The sequence below is a fragment of the Streptomyces sindenensis genome, from assembly GCF_014649035.1.
GTDB classification, from domain to species: domain Bacteria; phylum Actinomycetota; class Actinomycetes; order Streptomycetales; family Streptomycetaceae; genus Streptomyces; species Streptomyces sindenensis.
This window is the reverse complement of the sequence record NZ_BMSG01000008.1, coordinates 158,511-182,155: the sequence shown is the minus strand read 5'-3', so window position 1 is coordinate 182,155 and position 23,645 is coordinate 158,511. Positions and strand designations below refer to the sequence as shown.

Here is a 23,645-nt window from a genome sequence, read left to right as displayed (position 1 = left end):
GATGGGCGCTCAGCTTCGCGTTTACAAGCGCCGCATCCAAGCCGTCACCGCGACCAAGAAGATCACCAAGGCGATGGAGATGATCGCCGCCTCGCGCATCGTCAAGGCGCAGCGCAAGGTGGCGGCCTCGCAGCCCTACGCGACCGAGCTCACCCGCGCGGTGACCGCGGTGGCGACCGGCTCCGACGCCAACCACCCGCTCACCACCGAGGTCGAGACCCCGACCCGGGCCGCGGTCCTGCTCATCACGAGCGACCGCGGTCTGGCCGGCGGTTACTCCTCCAACGCCATCAAGGCCGCGGAGCGACTGCGGGAGCGCCTTGCCTCCGAGGGCAAGGAGGTCGACACGTACATCGTCGGCCGCAAGGGTGTCGCGTACTACGGCTTCCGCGAGCGCAAGGTCGTCGACTCCTGGACCGGCTTCACCGACAACCCGGCGTACAGCGATGCCAAGCGCATCGCCGCCCCGTTGATCGAGGCCATCCAGAACGAGACGGCCGAGGGCGGCGTCGACGAGCTGCACATCGTCTTCACGGAATTCGTGTCGATGATGACGCAGAACGCGGTCGACGCCCGGATGCTGCCGCTTTCGCTCGACGACGTGGCCGAGGAGAGCACCCGCAAGGGTGAGATCCTGCCGCTCTTCGAGTTCGAGCCGTCGGCCGAGGACGTCCTGGACGCCCTTCTGCCGCGCTACGTCGAGAGCCGTATCTACAACGCCCTGCTGCAGGCGGCCGCTTCCGAGCACGCCGCCCGCCGCCGCGCGATGAAGTCGGCCACCGACAACGCCGGGGACCTCATCAAGAGCCTGTCCCGGCTTGCCAACGCGGCCCGCCAGGCCGAAATCACCCAGGAAATCAGCGAGATCGTCGGCGGTGCCAGTGCCCTGGCCGACGCGACCGCGGGGAGTGACAAGTAATGACGACGACAGTTGAGACGGCCGCTGCCACGGGCCGCGTCGCCCGGGTCATCGGCCCGGTCGTCGACGTGGAGTTCCCCGTCGACGCGATGCCGGACATCTACAACGCCCTCCACGTCGAGGTCGCCGACCCGGCCGAGGAAGGCGCCCGCAAGACGCTGACCCTGGAAGTGGCCCAGCACCTGGGCGACGGCGTGGTCCGCGCGATCTCGATGCAGCCCACCGACGGTCTGGTCCGCCAGGCCGCGGTGACCGACACGGGCACGGGCATCACCGTCCCCGTCGGTGACGTGACCAAGGGCAAGGTCTTCAACACCCTCGGTCAGATCCTGAACGAGCCCGAGGCCGAGTCGCAGATCACCGAGCGCTGGCCGATCCACCGCAAGGCCCCGGCCTTCGACCAGCTCGAGTCGAAGACCGAGATGTTCGAGACCGGCCTGAAGGTCGTCGACCTCCTCACCCCGTACGTCAAGGGTGGAAAGATCGGCCTCTTCGGTGGTGCGGGCGTCGGCAAGACGGTCCTCATCCAGGAAATGATCATGCGTGTGGCGAAGCTGCACGACGGTGTGTCGGTGTTCGCCGGTGTCGGTGAGCGCACCCGTGAGGGCAACGACCTCATCGACGAGATGACCGACTCGGGCGTTCTGGACAAGACCGCGCTCGTCTTCGGCCAGATGGACGAGCCGCCGGGGACGCGTCTGCGCGTGGCCCTGTCCGCCCTGACCATGGCGGAGTACTTCCGCGATGTGCAGAAGCAGGACGTGCTGCTCTTCATCGACAACATCTTCCGCTTCACGCAGGCCGGCTCCGAGGTCTCCACGCTGCTCGGCCGCATGCCGTCCGCGGTGGGTTACCAGCCGACCCTGGCCGACGAGATGGGTGTGCTCCAGGAGCGCATCACCTCGACGCGTGGTCACTCGATCACCTCGATGCAGGCGATCTACGTCCCCGCGGACGACCTGACCGACCCGGCCCCGGCCACCACGTTCGCCCACCTCGACGCGACGACGGTTCTCTCCCGTCCGATCTCCGAGAAGGGCATCTACCCGGCCGTGGACCCGCTGGACTCCACGTCCCGCATCCTGGACCCGCGCTACATCTCCCAGGACCACTACAACGCGGCCAGCCGCGTCAAGGGGATCCTGCAGAAGTACAAGGACCTCCAGGACATCATCGCGATCCTCGGTATCGACGAGCTGGGCGAGGAGGACAAGCTCGTCGTCCACCGTGCCCGTCGCGTCGAGCGCTTCCTGTCGCAGAACACCCACGCCGCCAAGCAGTTCACCGGCCTGGACGGTTCGGACGTTCCGCTCGACGAGTCGATCGCCGCGTTCAACGCGATCTGCGACGGGGAGTACGACCACTTCCCCGAGCAGGCGTTCTTCATGTGCGGTGGCCTGGACGACCTCAAGGCCAAGGCCAAGGAGCTCGGCGTCTCCTGAGCCTCCGGCTCACCGAGGGGGGTGGGTGTGGTCCCACCCCCCTCACCACGCCCCGTAGAATTGACCCAACACCCGGCCGGGCGGCCGGGTGGTGACCCGAGGAGCCACCCTTGGCTGCTGAGCTGCATGTCGAGCTGGTCGCCGCGGACCGAAGTGTCTGGTCCGGCGAGGCCACCCTGGTCGTCGCGCGTACCACGTCCGGCGACATCGGCGTCATGCCCGGTCACCAGCCGCTTCTCGGTGTGCTGGAATCGGGCCCGGTGACGATCCGCACGAGCGAGGGCGGCACCGTCGTCGCCGCCGTGCACGGTGGATTCATCTCGTTCGCGGACGACAAGCTGTCGCTGCTGGCCGAGATCGCCGAGCTGGCCGACGAGATCGATGTCGAGCGCGCCGAGCGGGCGCTGGAGCTCGCGAAGTCGGATGCCGACGCTGCCGCCGAGCGGCGCGCCGAGATCCGTCTGCGCGCGGTGGCGGTGCGCTAGCACCCCCACTGACAGATGTTTTTACTCAGCCGCGGCCCGAGCTGGAGCGATCCAGCCGTGTCGCGGCTGAGGCGATGCAGGTGCAATACGGTTGCGGTGTTCGTTACTCGACGATGCGAGGAGGTCGGTGGAGATGGTCCTCGCGTTGTGGGTGGGCTTGTCCGTCGTCATCGTGGTCCTGCTGGGGCTGTTCGTCTTCGGTCTGCGCCGGCGGCTGATCCAGCGGTCCGGAGGGACCTTCGACTGCAGTCTGCGCTGGGACGTCTCCGAGGAACCGGACTCCCTCGGCAAAGGCTGGGTGTACGGGGTCGCCCGCTACAGCGGTGACCGCGTCGACTGGTTCCGGGTCTTCTCCTACGCTCCTCGCCCCCGCCGGGGCCTGGAGCGTTCTGCGATCGAGGTGATCGCCCGCCGGATGCCGGAGGGCGAGGAGGAACTGGCGCTGCTGTCCGACTCCGTCGTGCTCGGCTGTCTCCACCGGGGGACGCGCCTGGAGCTGGCGATGAGCGAGGACGCGCTGACCGGCTTCCTCGCCTGGCTGGAGGCGGCACCGCCCGGCCAGCGGGTCAACGTGGCCTGATCCGCGGCCCCGCTGGAAGGGCCCCCGGACGAAGTCCGGGGAGGGGGAACGTGGCGTAGCGGGGCGTACACGCCGTACGCACGACCGTACACAGCGAACCACTCGGCCGCACACGCCGTACGCACGACCGCACCCGGCGAACCACTCGGCCGTACACAGCGAAAAACCGGGGAGACGGGGGGCGGACCCGTCTCCCCGGTGCTTTTCCGGGGTGGTGCTTTGAGCGCTTCGCGCTACGGCGTGGGGATTACTTCAGGCCGTTGGCCATCGCGCCGACGAGCTCACCGTTGGTGGTGTCACCGGAGAACTCCCAGGAGAACGCGCCTCCCAGGCCCTGGTTCTTCGCCCAGGTCATCTTCGAGCCGACGGTGGCCGGGGTGTCGTAGCTCCACCAGTTGGTGCCGCAGTGGGCGTACGCGGTGCCGGCGATGGTGCCGGTCGACGGGCAGGAGCTCTTGAGGACCTTGTAGTCCTCGATACCCGCCTCGTACGTGCCCTGGGCCGCGCCGGTCGCCGTGCCGCCGGGGGCGGACTGGGTGACGCCGGTCCAGCCGCGGCCGTAGAAGCCGATGCCGAGGAGCAGCTTCTTGGCCGGGACGCCCTTCGCCTTCAGCTTCGCGATGGCGTCGGCGGAGGTGAAGCCCTGCTGCGGGATGCCGGAGTACGAGGTCAGCGGGGAGTGCGGGGCCGTGGGGCCCTGCTTCGCCCAGGCGCCGAAGAAGTCGTACGTCATCACGTTGTACCAGTCGAAGGACTTGGCAGCGCCCGCGTAGTCCGCGGCATCGATCTTGCCGCCGTCGGAGGCGTCCGCGGTGATGGCGGCGGTGACCAGGTTGTTCGCGCCGAACTTCGCACGCATCGCGTCGGCCATGGTCTTGATGGCGGCCGGGCCGCTGGTGTCACAGCTCAGACCACAGGCGTTGGGGTACTCCCAGTCCAGGTCGATGCCGTCGAAGACATCGGCCCAGCGGGGGTCCTCGACCAGGTCGTAGCAGGACTGGGCGAAGGCCGCGGGGTTCTGGACGGCCTGGCCGAAGCCCCCGGACCAGGTCCAGCCGCCGAACGACCAGAGGACCTTGATGTGCGGGAACTTGGCCTTCAGCTTGCGCAGCTGGTTGAAGTTGCCGCGCAGCGGCTGGTCCCAGGTGTCCGCGACGCCGTCGACCGACTGGTCGGCGGTGTAGGCCTTGTCGTAGTCGGCGTACGCGTCGCCGATCGTGCACTTGCCGTTCTGCACGTTGCCGAAGGCGTAGTTGATGTGCGTGATCTTGGCGGCCGTGCCGGACGTCACCAGGTTCTTGACGTGGTAGTTGCGCCCGTAGACGCCCCAGTTGGTGAAGTAGCCCATGTTGATCTTGTCGCCGACGGGCGGCTCGCCGCCGTCCCCGCCGGTGGTGCGCACGGCGACGGAGCCGGAGACCGGGCCGGTCTGGTCGGCGGTGTCCCGGGCCTGCACGGCGTAGGAGTAGTCGGTGCCCGCGGTCAGGCCGGTGTTGGTGTACGTGGTGCCGGTGACCGTGGCGACCTTCGCGCCGTCGCGCAGCACGTCGTAGTTCTTGACGCCGTTGTCGTCGGTGGCCGCGGTCCAGCTGAGCTTCACCGAGGTGTCGGTGATGTCGCTCGCGGTGGGCTTGCCGGGCGCGGAGGGCGCGTTGTCGCCGGGCACCGAGCCGCCGTCACAGGAGGCGCCGTTCAGCTTGCAGCCCGTGGGGGAGCCGGAGCCGGTGCCGTTGAAACCGAAGCTGACGCTGGCGCCGGGCGCGACGGTCCCGTTCCAGGAGAGGTTCTTGGCGGTGTAGTGGTTGCCGCTCTTGGTGAGGTTGGCGTCCCAGGCGGAGCCCGCCGAGGTGCCCGAGGGGAAGTCCCACTCGATGGTCCAGGAGGAGAGCGCGGTGGTGCCGGTGTTCTTCACCGTCCACTGGCCCTCGAAGCCAGTGCCCCAGTCCGACTTCTTGGTGTACGTGGCGGTGGCCGACGTGGCTGCCGCGGCGGGGGTGGCGAGTCCCACCATCGCGGCCAGCGGGACGACCAGCGCGGTCAGGCCCGCGACGACCTTGGACCTGCCGCTGGGGGCGGGTATCCATCGGAATCTGGTACGGCGTTGGGGGGATTCAGTGCTCAACGGTGCTCCTCGGGTGAGGTCCAACAAACGGGGGTGATTCGTGGACTGCAAACCCTGCGCCGCCCTGAGTACGGGTGCTCTCGTACTCACCGCAGTGTTCCGGTGACACTAGAAAGGTCTGGACCAACCGTCAAGAGGTCTGGACCAAAGATCGATGCCCGGCTCAGATCCCCAACTCCTGCGCCAGCACCGCCGCCTGCACCCTGCTGCGCAGCTCCAGCTTCCCGAGCAGTCGGCTGACATGGGTCTTCACCGTGGCCTCCGCCATCGACAGCCGCGCCGCGATCTCCGCGTTCGACAGACCCTCGCCCAGGCACCCCAGCACCTCCCGCTCCCGCCGGGTCAAGGTGTCCAGCGCCACCGGAGCGGCCGCCTCCCTCGCGCGTACGGGCGTGGTCCCCGCGAACTCGGCGATCAGCCGACGGGTCACCGCCGGGGCGATCAGGCCCTCGCCGCGCGCCACCGTCCGTACCGCTTCCAGCAGTTCGCGGGCGTCGGTGTTCTTCAGCAGAAAGCCACTGGCGCCCGCGCGCAGCGCCCCGAAGACGTACTCGTCCAGGTCGAACGTGGTCAGCACCAGCACGTCCGCCAGCTCCTCGGTCACCACCTGCCGGGTCGCCGACACCCCGTCCAGCCGGGGCATCTGCACATCCATCAGCACGAGATCCGGCCGGAGTTCACGGGTCAGGCGCACCGCCGCCTCGCCGTCCCCGGCCTCCCCGACGACCTCGATGTCCGGCGCGCTGGAGAGGATCAGTACGAGCCCCGCGCGCACGGCCGCCTGGTCCTCCGCCACCAGTACCCGGATCGTCATTCCCGCATCTCCCTCTCCCGTACGGGCAGTTCGGCCCGCACCCGCCAGATCTTCGTGCCGTCCACGCCCGGTTCGGCCCCCGCCGTGAAGGTCCCGCCGAGCAGGGCCACCCGCTCCCGCATCCCCACGAGACCCGCACCCGAACCGGGCGCGGTCGGCCCGGCCCGGCTGCCGAACGCACTGGTCACCTCGACGGTCAACAGCTCCCCGGCCCGGCCGATCCGCACCACGACCGGGCCCGGCGCCGCGTGCTTGAGGGCGTTGGTCAGGGACTCCTGCACGATCCGGTACGCGGCCAGCTCGACCGGCGTCGGCAGCGCCTCCGCTCCCGGGTCCCGGGCGTCCTCCAGGGTGCAGACGAGCCCGCCGGACGCCCCGTTGGTGTTCGTCTGCTCGATCAGGGTGTCCAGAGCCGCCAGGGTCGGGGCCGCGGCCGGGGCCTCCTCCTGGCCGCCCTCCCGCAGCAGCCCGATCAGCCGGCGCATCTCCGCGAGCCCCTCGACGCTGTTCTCCCGGATCACCTTCAGGGCGTTGCGCGAGGTCTCCGGGTCGTCGATGGACAGCGCCGCCGTGGAGTGGATCGCCACGGCGGAGAGGTGGTTGGCCACCATGTCGTGCAGCTCCCGCGCCATCCGGGCCCGCTCGGCGACCACCGCCTGCGTCCGGTCCATCTCGGCGAGCCGGGCGGTCTGGACGGCGGCGAGCCGGGCGCTCTCGGCCGCGGCGCGATGGCTGCGCACACTGACTCCGGTGAGGGCGGGGATGAAGGAGACCAGCCCGATGACCAGGCCGATCAGCAGCGCCTCGGGCTTACGGAACCAGGCCAGGAAGCCGATCGTGGACGCGACGGTGATCAGCAGCGTGGCCACCGGGAGGCGGCGGGCGGCGGCCGGGGTCCCGTAGAGCACGGCCGCGTACATGACGTCCGTGAACATCAGGACGGTGGCGAGGCTGCCCCGGGTGAACTGGTCCGCCACCAGCGCGAGCGTGCCGACGGTCAGCGCCGTGCGCGGGGCGTCGCGGCGCAGCAGTTCGGCCGTGGCCATGACGGTCAGCGGTACGAGGGCGGCCCAGGGCGCGGAGAAAGGGTGGCCGCCCTGGGTGTGGAGGCCCAGCAGCCACAGGAGCAGGCCCCCGAGCAGCCCGGAGACGGCGAGGGCCACCGCGTCGCGGTCGGGGCGGATCGAGGTGAGCACCCCTCCATCCAACACGCAGCACCGCCCCCGGGGCCTCCCTTCGCGGGCTGATCCACGACTACATCGAAGGATGCAGTCCCGTTTCGTCACTGCCGACGACGCCGCCGCGCCCGGCGGCCGGGAGGCTGGAAGGGAACGGGAGGAGAGAGTCGTGATCGCCCTACTGGTCGTGGCCTGCGAGGTCGCATTCTGGGTTCTGCTGGCCGCCGGACTGGCCCTGCGGTACGTCGCGAGGAAGCCGAGGCTCGGCGCGGCCGTGCTGCTGTGCGAGCCGCTGCTGGAGGTCGTGCTGCTGGTGGTGACGGCCGTCGACCTGAAGAACGGCGCCGAGCCCGACTGGAAGCACGGGCTGGCCGCCGTCTACATCGGCTTCACGGTGGGGCTCGGCCACCACACCATCAAGAAGGTGGACGCCTGGGTCGCCCACCGCTGGTTCGGCGGCCCGCAGCCGGTCAGGCCGCCGAAGTACGGCACGGCCCGCGCGATCCACGAGTGGCGCACGGCCGCCCGCTGGATCCTCGCCGCGGCGGTCGCCCTGGCCCTGCTCCAGGCGGCGGTCTGGTACGTCGGCCCGGACGGGGCGATCAGCTCGCTCCAGAGCTGGCAGCAGAAGATGCTCCTGGTGATCGGTATCAACGTGATCATCGCCGGCGGCTACACGGTGTTTCCGAAGCAGGCCCCGCACGACGCGGTGGCCGACCGCGAGCGGGCCGACCGCTTCTAGGGCCTACCGTTCGCCGCCCGGCACCCACAGCACGTCCCCGACCTCCTTGTTCGCGCTCCGCGCCAGGATGAACAGGAGGTCGGAGAGGCGGTTGAGGTAGGTGGCGGTGAGCGCATTCATCGTCTCCCCGTGCACCTCCAGGGCCGCCCAGGTGGACCGCTCGGCCCGCCGGACCACCGTGCACGCCTGGTGCAGCAGCGCCGCCCCCGGCGTACCGCCCGGCAGGATGAAGCTGCGGAGCTTCTCCAGCTCCTCCAGGAAGCGGTCGCAGTCCGCCTCCAGCTTGTCCACGTAACTCTGCTCCACCCGCAGCGGCGGGTACTTCGGCTCCTCGACCACCGGGGTGGAGAGGTCGGCGCCCACGTCGAACAGGTCGTTCTGGACCCGTACGAGGACCTTCACCACGTCCTCGGGCAGCTGCCCGAGCGCGATGGCCGTCCCGATCACCGCGTTGGCCTCGTTGGCGTCCGCGTAGGCCGAGATCCGCAGATCGGTCTTGGCGGTGCGGCTCATGTCGCCGAGGGCCGTCGTGCCCTGGTCGCCGGTCCGGGTGTAGATGCGCGTCAGATTGACCATGGGGTCAGCGTAGTTATGCTCCGGCCCGCCGGAAGACCCGTGTGCCCACTGTCACGGCCGCGGCGGCGAAACCCGCGGCGACCAGGACCCCGTACAGCATGTGCGTCGTGGCGTACGAGCCCGTGTAGGCGTCCCGCACCGCGTCCACCAGATAGCGGAACGGCGTGAAGTGCGAGAGCACGTCCAGCCAGCCGGGGCCGAGCGTGATGGGCAGCATCAGACCGGAGAGCAGCATGGCCGGCATCGTCACCGCGTTGATCACCGGCCCGAACTCCTGCGGAGTGGCGACGCGCATCGCCAGGGCGTACGAGAGCGAGGCCAGCGAGAGCGCCAGCACGGCGGTGAACGCGAAGCCGATGAGGACGCCCGCCAGCGGGGCGCGCAACCCCATGAGCAGCGCGGCGAGCACCAGCAGGACGGCCTGGAAGGTGAAGAGCAGGGCGTCCCGCAGCACCCGCCCCAGCAGCAGGGCGAGCCGGCTGACCGGGGTCACCCGCATCCGCTCCACCACACCCGTGGACTTCTCGACGATGATCGCGAAACCGGCGAAGGACGCGCCGAACAAGCTGAGTTGGAGGAGCAGGCCGGGGACGAGGACCTGCCAGGAGTCGGCCGGGGAGCCGAGCGGCAGGTCCTGGAGCAGCGGGCCGAAGAAGAACAGGTAGAGCAGCGGCATCAGCATCCCGAAGAAGATCTGGAAGCGGGAGCGCAGCGTCTGCCGGGCGTACCGCCCGAAGATGATCGCGGTGTCGTGGAAGAGCACGGGAGAGGTCCTATACGGCTGCGGGGGCGGAGTCGGCGGGGGTGGCGGGGCGGCCGGTGGCGGCCAGGAACGCGTCCTGGAGGGCGGCGTCGGGGGAGCCGGCGTACCGGGTCTTCAGTTCGGCCGGAGTGCCTTCGGCGACCACCGTGCCGCCGTCGACGATGACCAGCCGGTCCGCCAGCGCGTCGGCCTCGTCGAGGTAGTGGGTGGTCAGGATGACGGTGGTGCCGTCCCTGTCGCGCAGGTCCCGCACCAGGTCCCATAGGTCGGCCCGGCTGGCGGGGTCCAGGCCCGTGGTGGGCTCGTCGAGGAAGAGCACGGTCGGCCGGTGGGTGAGGCCCATGGCGATGTCGAGCCGCCGCCGCTGGCCGCCGGAGAGGGTCACCGCCTTCCGGTCGAGCAGTCCGCCGAGGCCGAGCGCGGCGGCCAGCTCCTCGGCGCGCTCCGCCGCCTCCGCCCGGCCCAGCCGGTACAGCCTGCCCTGGGTGACCAGCTCCTCCCGGACGGTCAGGAACGGGTCGACACCGCCGGACTGGGCGACGTACCCGCAGACGGCGCGGACTGCCGCCGGGTCGGCGAGCAGGTCGTGGCCCGCCACGGTGGCGGCCCCGCCGGTCGGAGTGAGCAACGTGGTCAGCATGCGCAGGGTGGTCGTCTTGCCCGCGCCGTTGGGGCCGAGGAGGGCGACGATCTCTCCCGCGCGGATGGTCAGGTCGACGCAGCGGACGGCCTCCACCGGGCCGCTCGGGGTCGTGAAGGTCCGGGCCAGCCCGGAGGTGCTGATGACGGTCATGGAGCCAGAAAAACAGAGCCTGCCCAAAATTGCAATGACTCCAAAAATTCAGAGACAGCATGATCGTCCGGTGCGTCCTACGATGGAGGCATGGCTGAGGGACTCAGGGAACGCAAGAAGCGCCAGGCCAGGCAGCGCATCTCGGACATGGCGACCGGACTGTTCCTCGAACACGGCTTCGTGACGGTGACCGTCGCCGAGATCGCCGAACTGGCCGACGTCTCCGTCAACACCGTCTACAACTACTTCCCGGCCAAGGAGGACCTCTTCCTCGACCGGATGAAGCACGTCACCCAGCGCGTCGCCCGGTATGTCCGCGCCCGCGACCGGGGCGAGTCCGCCGCCGAGGCCGTCCTGCGCGAGGTGCGCGCCGCCGTCGTCGCCGTCTCCCCGGAGTTCGGACTCATGGACGGCTTCGCCGACTTCATGCGCGTCATCGAGGACGCCCCCACCCTCAAGGCCCGCCTCTGGTACCTCCAGCAGGAGGTGCTCCAGACCGTCGTCGCCACCCTGCGCGAGGACACCGGCGCGAGCGAGGACGATCCGCTGCCGCTCCTCGTCGGCGGCCAGATCGCCTGGATCGAGCACGCCCTCGTCGGCTACGTCAGCCAGGAGATGATGAAGGGCCGCAAGGCCGTCGACGTCTCCCACGACGCCCTCGGCGTCCTCGACGGGATCGAGGGGCTGCTCAGCGATCAGGTCCTCAACTACGCGCGGCGCGGAGCCGAATGACGCGTCCCGGTGTGATGTCCGTCATCTGAGACGTGACGCGCATCTCTTCACCGCCCCAGCGCGCCCGACGGGTACTAACCTCCGCCGGAGAGTATGTGAACCCCCGTGAACTCAAGCGCACGGGCGAACAGAAACCAAGGGGTGCGAACGTGGCCAGGAAGCTCGCCGTCATCGGGGCAGGACTCATGGGATCCGGGATCGCGCAGGTCTCCGCCCAGGCGGGCTGGGACGTCGTGCTGCGGGACGTCACCGACGCCGCGCTGACCCGGGGCCGTGACGGGATCAAGGCCTCGTACGACAAGTTCGTCGCCAAGGGCAAACTGGAGGCGGCCGACGCCGAGGCCGCGCTGGGCCGGATCACCACGACCACCGACCTCGACGCCGTGGCCGACGCGGACGTCGTCGTGGAGGCCGTCTTCGAGAAGCTCGAGGTCAAGCACGAGATCTTCCGCGCCCTCGACAAGGTCGTCGGCGAGCACACCGTCCTCGCCTCCAACACCTCCGCGATCCCGATCACCAAGATCGCGGCCGTGACCGAGCGCCCCGAGCGCGTCGTCGGGGTGCACTTCTTCTCGCCGGTCCCGATGATGCAGCTCTGCGAGCTGGTGCGCGGCTACAAGACCAGCGACGAAACCCTCGCCACCGCGAGGGAGTTCGCCGAGTCGGTCGGCAAGACCTGCATCGTCGTCAACCGCGACGTGGCGGGCTTCGTCACCACCCGGCTGATCTCGGCGCTCGTCGTCGAGGCCGCCAAGCTGTACGAGTCGGGCGTCGCGACCGCCGAGGACATCGACATCGCCTGCAAGCTGGGCTTCGGCCACGCCATGGGCCCGCTCGCCACCGCGGACCTGACCGGCGTCGACATCCTGCTGCACGCCACGAGCAACATCTACACCGAGTCGCAGGACGAGAAGTTCGCCGCCCCCGAGCTGATGCGCCGGATGGTCGACGCAGGTGACATCGGGCGCAAGAGCGGGCAGGGCTTCTACACGTACTGATCGGATCCGCCACGGACCTCGATCGGATCCGCCCTCTCGGCCCGGCCGGCCCAGCGCCGTCCGGGCCGGGGGAGCCGGGGATTCTACCCGGCGGTGACCGGCGGCCGGCGAACCGGAGTCACTCCACCGAGTGAATTTGGTATCGGTTCGCTTACAGACGGCAACTTCCCCGTCGTCGCGGCAGTCAGTGGTGGCAGAGACTCGGTCGGCGACGACAGCGGATCAGACGGACAGACAGACCGACGGACTTACTACGGAGCATGACCGGGGAGCGCATATGCACATCAGGGGCGACCACGCCGAGCTGGTCGTCGGGGGCCGCCTCGACGTCCGCAGCGCGGCGGACGCCCGTACGGTCCTGCACTCCGCCGTGGACGACGGAGTCGGCGACCTCGTGCTGGACCTGACCGAGCTGGACTCCTGGGACGCCACCGGGCTCGGCGTCATCATGGGGGCCCACCGCCGGGCCGGACGGGCCGGCCGCCGCCTCGTGCTGCGCGGTGTGCCGCCGCAGATGCAGCGGCTCCTGGTGGCCACCCGGCTGCACCGCATCCTGGCCATCGAGGGCGGTATCGCGGCGGAGTCGCTGCCGCGCGTCTGAGGAGTGCCCGGCGGACGGGCACGGGCATCAGGCGTGGAAGTCACGCAATCCTCACCGGAACGTGACGTCCTGGACGGCGTGGCACCCCGGCGCTTTAGGGATACTGGGCCAAGGTCTAGGGTTCGGCCGTCCGCCGAATGACAACGAACCCATGGCGGACACCGGACCGGAAGCGACAGCGGGGCGCGTGTGAGGCCGGGAGGGGCAACCACGCACGACGCGTCTGGGGGACTTTGCGATGGACCCGACACACCGGGCACCCGATGAGTACGGGCAGGACGACGACCGCTCCGGCGGCGATCCCGGCCACCGCCGGCCGTCCCGTGACTCCGGCGGCGCCGACTTCGGCCCGCAGACGCCGCAGCAGGTCCGTGTCGTCCAGCTGACCGCCGGCGACCTGCTGCTCACGGTCAACCCCGTCGACGGCAGCGAGGTCGAGGCCATTCCGCCCGGCTCCGGCCCCGACGCCCCGGTCCGCCGTACCCCCGCCGAACGCGCCGACCACGAACGCGTCGGCGCACCCCCCGTGCCCGCCGGTCCGCCCGCGCCGCAGCTGCCGCTCCTGGAGCGCCAGGAGGAACGCGAGCGCCTGGTCCGGCTGCTGGCGCGCGGCCGCAGCGTCCGCCTCACCGGCCAGCCCGGCTCCGGCCGCACCGCGCTGCTCGACGCCGTCGCCTCCGACTGCGCCGACCTGGCCCCCGACGGGGTCGTCCGCCTCAACGGCCGCGGCCGCACCGGGACCGACCTGCTGCACGCCCTGTTCGACGCCGTCTACGAGGCCCCGGGCCACCGCCCCGACCGCGACGAACTGCTCGCCCTCGTCCGCGGTATCGGCGCCGTCGTCACCATCGACGACCTGGAGATCGGCGGGGCGGCCCTCGACGAACTGCTCGCCGCCACCCCCGAGTGCGCCTTCCTGCTCGCCGCCACCACCGACACCAGCCCCGGCATCGACGCCCACCTGGAGGAGGTCCTCCTCGCCGGCCTCGGCCGCGGCGCCTCGCTCACCCTGCTGGAGAAGGTCGTCGAGCGCCCCCTCACCGAGGAGGAGCGGAACTGGGCGGGCGACCTCTGGTTCGAGTCCGAGGGGCTGCCGCTCCGCTTCGTCCAGGCCGGCTCCCTCCTCGTCCAGCGCGACCGGCTGCGCGCCGCCCCCGAAGAGGACTTCGACGAGTACGACTACTTCGAGCCACGCGCCGACGACGCGCCCCCGGCCCCCGTCGCACCCACCGCCGAGTCCCTCGACGTTCCCCTGCCGAGCCTCGGCGAGGGCGCCGCGCCCGCCGAGCTGCTCGCCTCCCGGCTCAGCGAGGCGGCCCGCGCCACCCTGCGCTTCGCGGTCGCCCTCGGCGGCGAGGTGCCTCACCAGGCCCATCTGCCGGCCCTCGTGGGCGACACCCACGCGGACGCCGCGCTCGGCGAGCTCGCGGGCTGCGGCCTGCTCTCCCCGGCCGGGCCGCGCTACCGGCTCGCCGCCGGAGTCCTCGCCCAGCTCGTGGCGGCCGGCTACGAGGACGACGCCGCCACCCACGCCCGTACCGCCGCCCAGCACTACGCCTGGTGGACCTCGCACCCCTCGGTCACCCCGCAGCGGGCCGTCGCCGAGGCCGACGCGATCGTCGCCTCCCTGGCCCGGCTGGTCCCGGGCGACGAGGCGGGAGCGGCCAGCGCGGCCGTCCTGCTGGCCCGCAGCGCCTCCCCGGCCTTCGCCGCCGGGCTGGGCTGGGGAGCCTGGGAGCGGGCGCTCCGGATCGGCCAGGAGGCCGCCAGGATCGCCGGTGAGGTCGCCGAAGAGGCGTACTTCCACCACGAGTTGGGCGTCCTCGCGCTCTGCACCGGCAACCCGGACCGGGCCCGGACCGAGCTGGAGACCTCGATCGGGATGCGCGGCGTGCTCGCCGACAAGTCCGGGGCCGTGGCCGGACGCCGCGCGCTCGCCCTGGTCGCGGACCGCTCCGGCGACTTCGCCCCCCTCGGCGGCGCCCCCTCGGGCGACGGGACGACCGCCGTACGCCAGGACCTTCCGGGTACGCCGCCGGGCGGGATATCCGCGGCACCCCTGTTCCTCCGCAACACCGCCGAGGAGGAGCCCACGGTCATCTCCTCGCTGCCGCCCGCCCCCGCCGCGCGCAAGGTCTCCGGCCGTGCCGTCCTGGGCGGCGCCCGGCGCAACCTGGCCGCCGCGGGCGCGGGAGCCCTGCTGATCGCGGTGCTCGGCACCGTCGTCACCCTCGGCGTCACCTCGGACGGCGACGAGCCCGGCAGCCGCAACGTCACCACCGAGCAGACGGCCACCGAGGATCCGGCCGACGACGCTTCGACCGACGACGGGACGGACGACGTCCCGCCCCCGACCCAGGCCACCACCGGCGAGACGTCCGCGACCCCGAGCGCCTCCGGATCGGCGAGCCCCAGCACCTCCGGCTCACCCTCCCCGAGCGCCTCCTCGTCGAGCAGTACGTCACCGACGGGCGAGCCGACGGACGGGGAGAGCAGCACGCCGGGTGAGCCGACGCCGACGAAGACGTCGCCCCGGCCCACGAAGACCGAGACCGAGAGCCCGAGCCCCACGCCCTCCGCGTCGGAGAGCGAGTCGCCGGACCCGACGCCCACGCCGTCCGCGGACGAATCCTCCGAGCCGGACACCTCCACCTCCGCGGTCGGCCCCGTCGAGTCCGCGAGCGCACCGGAGTCCGGCGCGGTCGCCGACCCGGCCGTCTGAGCGGGCGGGACGCACAGAGCCCGGGTGGCTCACGCTTCCGCGTGAGCCACCCGGGCTCTCGTCCGCAGACGTGCCGGACGGTCAGAACAGCCGCAGCTTGTCGTCCTCGATGCCGCGCATCGCGTCGTAGTCCAGGACCAGACAGCCGATGCCCCGGTCCGTCGCCAGCACCCGGGCCTGCGGCTTGATCTCCTGCGCGGCGAAGACGCCCCGCACCGGCGCCAGGTGCGGATCGCGGTTCAGCAGCTCCAGATAGCGCGTCAGCTGCTCCACGCCGTCGATGTCACCGCGCCGCTTCAGCTCCACGGCGACCGTCTGCCCGTTCGCGTCCCGGCACAGGATGTCCACCGGGCCGATCGCGGTGGGGTACTCACGGCGGATCAGGGTGTGGCCCTCGCCGAGGATCTCGATCCGGTCCGCCAGCAGCTCCTGGAGGTGTGCTTCCACGCCGTCCTTGATGAGCCCCGGGTCGACGCCCAGCTCGTACGACGAGTCGTGGAGGACTTCCTCCATGGTGATGATCAGTTTTTCGCCCGCCTTGTTCACCACGGTCCAGACGCCTTCCTCACCGTCGACGCCCTCCTTCAGGGTGCACGGCGGGGACATCCAGTTGAGCGGTTTGTACGCCCGGTCGTCGGCGTGGATGGAGACACTTCCGTCCGCCTTCACCAGGATCAGTCGGGGGGCGGAGGGCAGGTGGGCTGTGAGCCGGCCCGCGTAGTCCACGGAGCAACGGGCGATGACGAGACGCATGGTGGGCAACGCTACTCGACGACAGGGGCCCGACGCGATTTCCCCATCCGTCGCCTCCCGTCACTCGGTGCACGCCGCACCGGGGCGGCGCGGGCTTGCCCCTCTTTGCGCCCCTTCGTTATTGGCCGGTTGTGTTCCCAATCTCCTGGTGCGGCCCGGACCGCGCGCTTACCGTGGAAGCAGGAGGTCGCCGCCCGTGCACGCTGCGTCGTCGCCCCCCTTCCCTGCCCGTAAGGCCCCGGCCACTCTCCGGGGTCGCGAGAGGAGAACCCATGTCGCTCGACGTCTCACCGGCGCTGTTGGAACAGGCCGAGCGAGGCGAGGTCGACGAAGCCGACTTCGTCGACTGCGTCCGGACCTCCCTGCCCTTCGCATGGGAGATGATCAGCTCGCTGGTGGCTCAGCTGAAGGTCGACGGCGGAGAGTTCGCCGACAACCAGACGCCGCCGCCGGACGAGCAGGCTCGTGGTCAGCTGCTGCGCGCGCTCGCGAGTGATGCGATACGCGGCGCGCTCCAGCGGCACTTCGGAGTGCGTCTCGCATTCCAGAACTGCCACCGCGTGGCGGTGTTCCCGCTGGACGCCTCGGTCGACGACCGACTGGCCAAGTTCACTTCGGTGAGGGGCCAGTTGCTCAACCAGTCGCCCGAACTACGGGACTGCTGAACGCTTCTGCTGCCGTCCCGGGCCGCGGGAGGTGCAACTGGCTCCGGGGCGGCAGCTCCCGTACCACCGCACCACATGTCCCACGCGAGGTCCTTGTCCATGCACAGGCGCAGACACCGGCGCCGACACAGGCGCACACACGGGTCAGGTGAGCAGCGGCAGCACGTCGGCGCCCAGCCGCCGCACGTTCTCCTCGGTCGCCGCGAGATCACCCGATCCCTCCACCAGCAGGGCGAACCGCGTGATCCCGGTCCGCTCGGCGGTGGCCGCGAGCCGGTCCGCGGCCAGCCGCGGTGTGCCCACCGGGTGCAGCCCGCACAGCAGTTCCGTGTACGCGACCGGGTCCCGCATCACGCGGTGCCGGCCGTCGACCGTGACATGGGCGTCGAGCCCCTGGCGCAGCCAGCCCGGCATCGTCTTCACCAGCATCTCCGTGGCGTCCCCGGCGTCGTCCGCGATCTGGGCCACCCCGGCGGACACATGTGCGGCCCCCTCCACCACCTCCGGCGGATGGCCGGCCTGCCGCGCGGCCGTACGCCACAGGGCGACCATCTCCGCCTTCTCCTCGTCACCGCAGTGCATGCCCAGCAGCATGGGCAGCGCCCGCGCCGCCGCGAGCCGCACGCTCTTCGGCGAGGTGCACGCCACGACGACCTCGGGCCCCGAGGGACCCGGCCCCGCGTCCGCCCGGTCCACCAGGAGCTCGTCCGCGCGCGGCACCACCGCCACCTCGCGGAAGCCGAACCGCTCGCCGCGCCCCGCGACACGCGGCTCCCGCAGCCAGTCGAGCACCAGGTCCAGCGCCTCGGGGAAGCCCCTCTCGTACGCGTCGAGACCGCCGCCGAACACCTCCAGGTCCACCCACGGACCGCCCCGGCCCACCCCGAGCGAGAAGCGTCCGCCGCTGGTCAGATGCAGGAGCGCGGCCTGCTCGGCGAGCGCGACCGGATGGTGGTTGGGCAGCACGCTCACCGCCGTGCCGACCCGGATTCTGCGGGTGCGGCCCAGCAGCAGCGCGGCCAGCGTCGTCGCCGACGGGCAGACCCCGTACGGCACGAAGTGGTGCTCGGCCAGCCAGACCGAGTCGAGCCCGCTCTCCTCCGCGGCCTCGGTGGACCGGACGGCCCGGTGCAGGGCCTCACCCGGCCCCTGTCCCGGGAACTGGGCTGCCAGAACGAACGTTCCGATGCGCATCGCCTATTGCCTCCTTGCGGCCGACGCGGTTCTCCCCCACCGGCAACAACGTCTGACACGTGCCAAAGGCACGGTCCGGGCGGAAGTTGTTGCGATTTTCCGCTAACTCACCCCACTGCCGGACCGGACCGGCGGGCCGGCCGACGACCGCCCCGGACGGGACCGCCTAGGCTTGGTGGGATCCAGCCCGATCCGCTTCCGTGAGGTGTCCCGTGTCCCCGCGCCGCAACCGCCCCCGTGGCGGCGAGAGTCCCGACGAACGCCCCGGTACGGCGCCCGGCAGGTACGGCGGGGGAGGGGCCACCGAGAGCTGGCAGGGCGAGGAGTGGTCGGTGCGCCCGGTCAGCGGCGCGAGCGCCCAGGGCAAGCGGTACCGCTGCCCCGGCTGCGACCAGGAGATTCCCTCCGGGGTTCCGCACCTGGTGGCCTGGCCGGAGTACGGCGGCATCGACGACCGCAGGCACTGGCACAAGGCATGCTGGAACGCGAAGGACCGCCGCACCACGAAGGTGCAGCGGTCCCGGAACGCGCCGCGCTACTGACGCACCGCGCCGCTGAAGAGCCCTTCAGACGTCGCGCCGGTTCAGCAGCGCGACCGCCCCGCCCAGCGCCACGGTCACCAGGCCCAGCATCACCAGCAGCGGTTCCCACCCGGACGGGCCGGAATTGGTCATCGTCGTGCCGTAGAGCGCGCTGAGCTGGTTGGGGATCGAGTACTCGATCAGGAAGCGCTGCACGCTGCGCAGATCGTCGGCGAACATGAAGAGCGCGAGGACCAGCGGCAGCAGCACCACGCCGATCATGATGGTGATCGCGCCCGCCGAGTGCCGCACGATCGCACCGATCCCGAGCGACAGCAGGCCGAGGCCCGCGATGTAGAACCCGACACCGACCGTCGAGAGCGCCCACTCGCCCCCCGAGGGGGTGGCCGCACCGCTCAGGATGAGGGTCTGGAGCACCGCCACGACCGTGGCGGTCACCGTCGTGATGACGAAGGTCAGCGAGAAGAAGACGATCGCCTTCGCCGCGAGCACCCGTACCCGGCTCGGACACGCCGTCAGCGTCGTACGGATCATGCCGGTGCTGTATTCGGAACCGATGGTCAGCACCCCGAGCGTGATCACGCAGAGCGAGCCCAGCAGCACCCCGAAGAAGCCGAGGACGAGGGCCGGCTCGCCCACCAGGTCGGTGTCGTTCGCCGCGAGCAGCAGCGCGGTGCACACGCCGACCGTCAGCATCAGCGCGACCATCACGCCGAGCGTCCAGACCGTCGCGCGTACGGAACGGAGTTTGGTCCACTCCGAGGCGATCGCGTCGCCCAGGGTGGCGGGCCGGATGGGGATCGGCGACGCGTAGAAGCTCAGCAGGCCCGCCTCCGGCTCCTGCCTGCGGTCCTGGGGGGTGGCCGGGGACGTCATCTCGGGTCCTTGCTGGTCTGCTCTTTGGCCGGGGCGGCGGAAGAGGGCTCGGCGGCCGGGGCGGGCTCGGTGGGACGGGACGGCTCCGCGACGGGGGAGGAGGCGGGCGCCGGGGCCGGGGCCGGGCGTGGAGCGGGCGGCGGCGGGGCGTACCAGCCCTCCTGCGGCACCTCCACGGGCTCGGCGGGCGCATCGGCGTGGCCGCCGAGCGGATTCCCGTACGCGTCCAGCGGCGGCGGCTCCACGAGCCCCGCCTTGGCGTCGTCCGACGAACGGTAGTCCACCAGGCCCTGCGTGAGGCGCATGTACGCCTCCTCCAGCGACGCCTGGTGCGGGGACAGTTCCCAGAGCCGTACGTCGCAGCCGTGGGCCAGGTCGCTGATCCTCGGCAGCGGCAGCCCGGTGACCCGCAGGGCCCCGCCCGGCTCCGACAGGACCCGGCCGCCCGCCTCGATGAGCGCGGCCGTCAGCTTCTGCCGGTCCTCGGGGCCGTCCTCGGGCACCCGGACCCGGGCGAAGTCGGCGGAGTTGGCGGAGATGAAGTCCGTGACGCTCATGTCGGAGAGGAGCCGGCCGCGCCCGATCACGATCAGATGGTCGGCGGTGAGGGCCATCTCGCTCATCAGGTGGGACGAGACGAAGACCGTGCGCCCCTCGGCGGCCAGCATCTTCATCAGATTGCGGACCCAGTGGATGCCCTCCGGGTCGAGACCGTTGACCGGCTCGTCGAACAGCAGGACCTGCGGATCACCGAGCAGCGCCGCCGCGATCCCGAGCCGCTGCCCCATCCCGAGCGAGAAGCCGCTGGAGCGCCGTCTGGCGACGTCCTGGAGGCCGACGACGCCGAGCACCTCGTCGACCCGGGCCGCCGGGATGCCGGCCAGCTGGGCCAGGGACAGCAGGTGGTTGCGGGCGGAGCGGCCGCCGTGCACGCCCTTGGCGTCCAGCAGAGCGCCGACCTGGCGCGGCGCGTTCGGCAGGCTGCGGTAGGGGTGGCCGCCGATGGTGACGTGACCTGCGGTGGGGCGGTCCAGGCCGAGGATCATGCGCATCGTCGTGGACTTGCCCGACCCGTTGGGACCGAGGAAGCCGGTGACGGCACCCGGCCGCACCTGGAAGGAAAGGTCGTCCACGGCCGTCTTCGCACCGTAGCGCTTGGTCAGGCCGACTGCCTCGATCATGCTCCAGCCCCATCGACTCACTCTGTCGTTCGGGGCTCGGGCCGCCCGGCCGCACACCCCCGTAAGAGTTAGGAGGATAACCAGGCACTGTAGGTTCCGGCCAAGTTGTGCACAGCGTGCGAGCGGGCGGTTACGGGCTCTACGCGTCCCGGCGCTTCAGGACCAGGAAGCCGCCGAGCACCGCGGCCAGCACCCAGAGCACCATGATCCCGAGCCCTCCCCAGGGCCCGTACGGGGCGGGCTCGGAGTTCAGCGCGTCCGGGACGACCTGCATGATCTTCGAACCGGCCTGGTCGGGGAAGTACTGGGCGACGTCCTTGGCCCCCGGCACCGCCGAGAGGATCTGCGAGACCAGGAAGAAGAACGGCATCAGGATGCCGAGCGACAGCATGGAACTGCGCAGCATCGCCGCCACGCCCATGGAGAAGATCGCGATCAGACCCATGTAGAGCCCGCCGCCGACGACCGCGCGCAGCACGTTGTCCGCGCCGATGTCGGTACCCCGGTCGCCGAGCATGGCCTGGCTCAGGAAGAACGAGACGAAGCTCGTCAGCAGCCCCACGAGGAGGGCCAGCACCCCGGCCACCGTGATCTTGCTGAAGAGGAACGTGGCGCGCTGGGGCACCGCCGCCAGCGAGGTGCGGATCATGCCGGAGCTGTACTCCGTACCGACCACGAGCACCCCGAACACCACCATCGCGAGCTGGCCGAGAATGGTCCCGGAGAAGCTGACGAAGGTCGGGTCGAACGTGGCCTGCTCGGCCTCGGAGAGGTCGTCGAACGTGGCGTTCAGCAGGGCGCTCAGGGCCGCGCCCATCACGACCGTGACGGCGAACGCGGAGATGAGGGTCCAGGTGGTCGAGGAGACCGACCGGATCTTGGTCCATTCCGAGGCGAGAACCGCGGGTACCGATGCCATCGTCGTCACTTCCCCTCGGTGTTGTTGCTGCCCGGCTTGTTCCAGTTCTCGCCCCAGCCGGCCCCCACCGCGGGGGGTTCGGCCGCCGGGTCCCGTTCGGAGTGGGCGTGGTACTCCACCGAGCCGGCGGTCATCTGCATGAACGCCTCCTCCAGCGAGGCCCGCTGGGAGCTCAGCTCGTGCAGCACCACCTGGTGCCGGGCCGCCAGCTCGCCCAGCTCCTCGGTCGTGGCGCCGTCGATCTCCAGGACGCCGCCCGCCGTCTCCACGGCCGTGAAGCCCTCCTGGTGCAGCACGTCACGCAGCCGTTCGTACTGCGGTGAGCGCAGCCGCGTATAACTGCGGGAGTTCTCGTGGATGAAGTCCGCCATCGAGGTGTCGGCGAGCAGCTTGCCCTGGCCGATCACGATCAAGTGGTCGGCGGTCAGCGCCATTTCGCTCATCAGGTGCGAGGAGACGAAGATGGTCCGGCCCTCCGAGGCGAGCGCCTTCATCAGGTTGCGGATCCAGTGGATGCCCTCCGGGTCCAGTCCGTTGACCGGCTCGTCGAACATCAGGATCTCCGGGTCGCCCAGCAACGCGGAGGCGATCCCGAGCCGTTGGCCCATGCCGAGGGAGAACCCCTTGGACTTCTTCTTCGCGACCGCGCTCAGCCCGACCATGTCGAGCACCTCGTCGACCCGGCTGCTCGGGATGCGGTTGCTCTGCGCGAGGCACAGCAGGTTGTTGTACGCACTGCGGCCGCCGTGCATCGCCTTGGCGTCGAGGAGCGCCCCGATGTACTTCAGCGGTTCCTGGAGGTCGCGGTAGTGCTTGCCGTCGATGCGCACCGTACCGCTGGTGGGGTTGTCGAGATCGAGCATCATCCGCATCGTGGTGGACTTGCCCGCCCCGTTGGGGCCGAGGAAGCCGGTCACGATACCCGGCCTGACCTGAAACGACAGATGATCGACGGCGACCTTGCTGCCGAAACGTTTGGTGAGTCCCTCGAGCTCGATCATGCGCACACGCTAGAACGCCAGAGCGCCCGGCGCCACCACAAGGGCGGAACCGGGCGCACACGGGGGTAGCGGGACCGCGGGGATCAGCGGCTCTGCTGGGCCGGGACGCCGCGGGTGGCGGGCTCGTCCTCCACGGGGGTGCCGGCGGCGGCCACGGCGGCGCCGGTCAGCGTCGCCAGCATCTCGCGGACGTTGGTCAGCTGCGCGTTGATCGAGTCGCGGCGGTTGGTGAGCGCCGCCAGCTCGCGCTCCGATTCGCTGCGGATCCGGTCGGCCTTGGCGTTGGCGTCGGCGACGATGTCCTCGGCCTGACGCTGGGCGGTCTCCACCGTCTGGCGGGCCCGGCGCTCGGCGTCCGTGCGGAGCTTCTCGGCCTCCAGGCGGAGCTGCTCGGCGCGGTGCTCGATCTCGGCGAGACGCTTCTCGGCCTTGGCCTGACGGGACGCGAGGTCGCGCTCCGACTGCTCGCGGCGCTTGGCCAGGTTGGTCTCGAAGTCGGCCGCGGCCTGGGCGGCCTTGGCGCGGGTCTCCTCGAAGAGGGCGTCGGCCTCCTCACGCTTCTGCTGGGCGTCCTTCTGGGCGTCGGCGCGCAGGGTGTTCGCCTCGCCCTGGGCCTTCTCGACGATGCGGACGCCCTCGTCCTCGGCCTTCGCCTTGCGCTCGGCGGCGAACGTCTCGGCGTCGTTGCGCACCTGCTGGGCGGCCGACTCGGCGAGCTCGCGGTGCTGCTCGGCCGCGCGACGGGCCTCCTCGCGCAGGTCCTTGGCCTCCTCCTCGGCGAGGCGGAGAATCTTCTCGACACGGGCGCCGAGACCGGCGTACGAGGGCTCGGCCTCGTTTACCTGGGCCTGGGCGTTCTGCGTTTCGAGGTGCAGTTCCTCGATGCGCTTTTCCAGAGAGGTGATTCGGGCCAGGGCACTGTCACGGTCCGCGATGAGCTTGGCGATGCGGTCGTCCACCTGACCGCGGTCGTAGCCACGGCGCACGTGCTCGAAGCCGAAGGGGGAGGAAGGGTCACTCATGGGGTTCCTGTCGAATGAGACCGGT

Annotated in this window: 24 protein-coding genes; 11 read left to right on the top strand and 13 right to left on the bottom strand. The window is 70.9% G+C overall.

Going from position 1 to position 23,645, the window contains the following annotated elements:
- Position 1 precedes the first annotated feature (1 nt).
- The 4 genes from IE145_RS12600 to IE145_RS12585 all read left to right on the top strand — a co-directional run bounded on the left by IE145_RS12600 (position 2) and on the right by IE145_RS12585 (position 3,426).
- Positions 2–919: a F0F1 ATP synthase subunit gamma gene (locus IE145_RS12600; protein WP_189521013.1), complete on the top strand. Its 918-nt coding sequence runs from the start codon at positions 2–4 to the stop codon at positions 917–919.
- Positions 919–2,361: a F0F1 ATP synthase subunit beta gene (atpD, locus tag IE145_RS12595; RefSeq protein ID WP_189521012.1), complete on the top strand. Its 1,443-nt coding sequence runs from the start codon at positions 919–921 to the stop codon at positions 2,359–2,361. The genes IE145_RS12600 and atpD overlap by 1 nt, the downstream gene beginning before the upstream one ends.
- A 110-nt stretch (positions 2,362–2,471) precedes the next feature.
- Positions 2,472–2,846 (top strand): F0F1 ATP synthase subunit epsilon, encoded by a 375-nt coding sequence (locus IE145_RS12590; protein WP_006127594.1) that lies wholly within the window; start codon positions 2,472–2,474, stop codon positions 2,844–2,846.
- A 133-nt stretch (positions 2,847–2,979) separates the two neighbouring features.
- The gene (locus IE145_RS12585) at positions 2,980–3,426 is read left to right on the top strand and encodes a DUF2550 domain-containing protein (protein WP_189521011.1); all 447 of its coding nucleotides are present in this window, start codon (positions 2,980–2,982) and stop codon (positions 3,424–3,426) included.
- A gap of 247 nt (positions 3,427–3,673) precedes the next feature.
- On the opposite strand, the gene IE145_RS12580 is transcribed toward IE145_RS12585, so the two are convergent.
- The 3 genes from IE145_RS12580 to IE145_RS12570 form a co-directional block, all read right to left on the bottom strand.
- A complete protein-coding gene (locus tag IE145_RS12580) occupies positions 3,674–5,548 on the bottom strand; it encodes a glycoside hydrolase family 18 chitinase (protein WP_189521010.1) in 1,875 nt (624 codons plus the stop codon).
- Between the two features lie 163 nt (positions 5,549–5,711).
- A complete protein-coding gene (locus tag IE145_RS12575; RefSeq protein WP_189521009.1) occupies positions 5,712–6,362 on the bottom strand; it encodes a response regulator in 651 nt (216 codons plus the stop codon).
- Positions 6,359–7,558, bottom strand: coding sequence for a sensor histidine kinase (locus tag IE145_RS12570; protein ID WP_189521008.1), 1,200 nt, complete (start codon positions 7,556–7,558; stop codon positions 6,359–6,361). Before IE145_RS12570 ends, IE145_RS12575 begins: the two co-directional genes overlap by 4 nt.
- Positions 7,559–7,709: 151 nt before the next feature.
- Between IE145_RS12570 and IE145_RS12565 the strand changes: the two genes are divergently transcribed.
- Complete coding sequence (locus IE145_RS12565; protein ID WP_189521007.1) at positions 7,710–8,282, top strand: hypothetical protein; 573 nt, start codon at positions 7,710–7,712, stop codon at positions 8,280–8,282.
- A 3-nt stretch (positions 8,283–8,285) separates the two neighbouring features.
- Here the strand turns inward: IE145_RS12565 and IE145_RS12560 are convergent, their stop codons facing one another.
- From IE145_RS12560 to IE145_RS12550, 3 genes are read right to left on the bottom strand one after another with little or no spacing between them, the layout of a single operon-like run.
- Positions 8,286–8,858, bottom strand: a complete 573-nt coding sequence (locus tag IE145_RS12560) for a cob(I)yrinic acid a,c-diamide adenosyltransferase (RefSeq protein WP_189521006.1) — start codon at positions 8,856–8,858, stop codon at positions 8,286–8,288.
- Between the two features lie 13 nt (positions 8,859–8,871).
- Positions 8,872–9,621, bottom strand: coding sequence for an ABC transporter permease (locus IE145_RS12555; protein WP_189521005.1), 750 nt, complete (start codon positions 9,619–9,621; stop codon positions 8,872–8,874).
- Between the two features lie 10 nt (positions 9,622–9,631).
- The gene (locus tag IE145_RS12550) at positions 9,632–10,414 is read right to left on the bottom strand and encodes an ABC transporter ATP-binding protein (protein ID WP_189521004.1); all 783 of its coding nucleotides are present in this window, start codon (positions 10,412–10,414) and stop codon (positions 9,632–9,634) included.
- Positions 10,415–10,504: 90 nt separating this feature from the next.
- Here IE145_RS12550 and IE145_RS12545 point away from each other — a divergent pair, with 90 nt between their 5' ends.
- The 4 genes from IE145_RS12545 to IE145_RS12530 all read left to right on the top strand — a co-directional run bounded on the left by IE145_RS12545 (position 10,505) and on the right by IE145_RS12530 (position 15,467).
- The gene (locus IE145_RS12545; protein WP_189521003.1) at positions 10,505–11,146 is read left to right on the top strand and encodes a TetR/AcrR family transcriptional regulator; all 642 of its coding nucleotides are present in this window, start codon (positions 10,505–10,507) and stop codon (positions 11,144–11,146) included.
- Between the two features lie 149 nt (positions 11,147–11,295).
- Positions 11,296–12,144, top strand: a complete 849-nt coding sequence (locus IE145_RS12540) for a 3-hydroxyacyl-CoA dehydrogenase family protein (protein ID WP_189521002.1) — start codon at positions 11,296–11,298, stop codon at positions 12,142–12,144.
- 277 nt (positions 12,145–12,421) lie between these two features.
- The gene (locus IE145_RS12535) at positions 12,422–12,745 is read left to right on the top strand and encodes an STAS domain-containing protein (protein WP_003966237.1); all 324 of its coding nucleotides are present in this window, start codon (positions 12,422–12,424) and stop codon (positions 12,743–12,745) included.
- 238 nt (positions 12,746–12,983) lie between these two features.
- Positions 12,984–15,467 carry an ATP-binding protein gene (locus IE145_RS12530; RefSeq protein WP_189521001.1) on the top strand — a complete coding sequence of 828 codons (2,484 nt, stop codon included), beginning with the start codon at positions 12,984–12,986 and terminating at the stop codon, positions 15,465–15,467.
- Positions 15,468–15,548: 81 nt separating this feature from the next.
- Here IE145_RS12530 and nucS read toward each other — a convergent pair whose 3' ends face one another.
- On the bottom strand, positions 15,549–16,220 hold the full coding sequence (nucS, locus tag IE145_RS12525) for an endonuclease NucS (protein ID WP_006127607.1): 672 nt from the start codon (positions 16,218–16,220) through the stop codon (positions 15,549–15,551).
- Between the two features lie 272 nt (positions 16,221–16,492).
- Between nucS and IE145_RS12520 the strand changes: the two genes are divergently transcribed.
- Entirely contained in the window at positions 16,493–16,885 is a 393-nt protein-coding gene (locus IE145_RS12520) for an SCO5389 family protein (protein ID WP_006127608.1), read from the top strand.
- 144 nt (positions 16,886–17,029) lie between these two features.
- Here IE145_RS12520 and IE145_RS12515 read toward each other — a convergent pair whose 3' ends face one another.
- Complete coding sequence (locus IE145_RS12515) at positions 17,030–18,079, bottom strand: LLM class flavin-dependent oxidoreductase (protein ID WP_189521000.1); 1,050 nt, start codon at positions 18,077–18,079, stop codon at positions 17,030–17,032.
- A 212-nt stretch (positions 18,080–18,291) separates the two neighbouring features.
- Between IE145_RS12515 and IE145_RS12510 the strand changes: the two genes are divergently transcribed.
- The gene (locus IE145_RS12510; protein WP_010072153.1) at positions 18,292–18,621 is read left to right on the top strand and encodes an Rv1322 family protein; all 330 of its coding nucleotides are present in this window, start codon (positions 18,292–18,294) and stop codon (positions 18,619–18,621) included.
- 24 nt (positions 18,622–18,645) lie between these two features.
- On the opposite strand, the gene IE145_RS12505 is transcribed toward IE145_RS12510, so the two are convergent.
- The 5 genes from IE145_RS12505 to IE145_RS12485 all read right to left on the bottom strand — a co-directional run bounded on the left by IE145_RS12505 (position 18,646) and on the right by IE145_RS12485 (position 23,620).
- The gene (locus IE145_RS12505) at positions 18,646–19,497 is read right to left on the bottom strand and encodes an ABC transporter permease subunit (protein ID WP_189520999.1); all 852 of its coding nucleotides are present in this window, start codon (positions 19,495–19,497) and stop codon (positions 18,646–18,648) included.
- Positions 19,494–20,678: an ABC transporter ATP-binding protein gene (locus IE145_RS12500; protein ID WP_189520998.1), complete on the bottom strand. Its 1,185-nt coding sequence runs from the start codon at positions 20,676–20,678 to the stop codon at positions 19,494–19,496. Before IE145_RS12500 ends, IE145_RS12505 begins: the two co-directional genes overlap by 4 nt.
- 139 nt (positions 20,679–20,817) lie before the next feature.
- Entirely contained in the window at positions 20,818–21,597 is a 780-nt protein-coding gene (locus IE145_RS12495; protein ID WP_189520997.1) for an ABC transporter permease, read from the bottom strand.
- A 5-nt stretch (positions 21,598–21,602) separates the two neighbouring features.
- The gene (locus tag IE145_RS12490) at positions 21,603–22,598 is read right to left on the bottom strand and encodes an ABC transporter ATP-binding protein (RefSeq protein ID WP_189520996.1); all 996 of its coding nucleotides are present in this window, start codon (positions 22,596–22,598) and stop codon (positions 21,603–21,605) included.
- Positions 22,599–22,681: 83 nt separating this feature from the next.
- Complete coding sequence (locus IE145_RS12485; protein WP_069737005.1) at positions 22,682–23,620, bottom strand: coiled-coil domain-containing protein; 939 nt, start codon at positions 23,618–23,620, stop codon at positions 22,682–22,684.
- Positions 23,621–23,645: the final 25 nt, after the last annotated feature.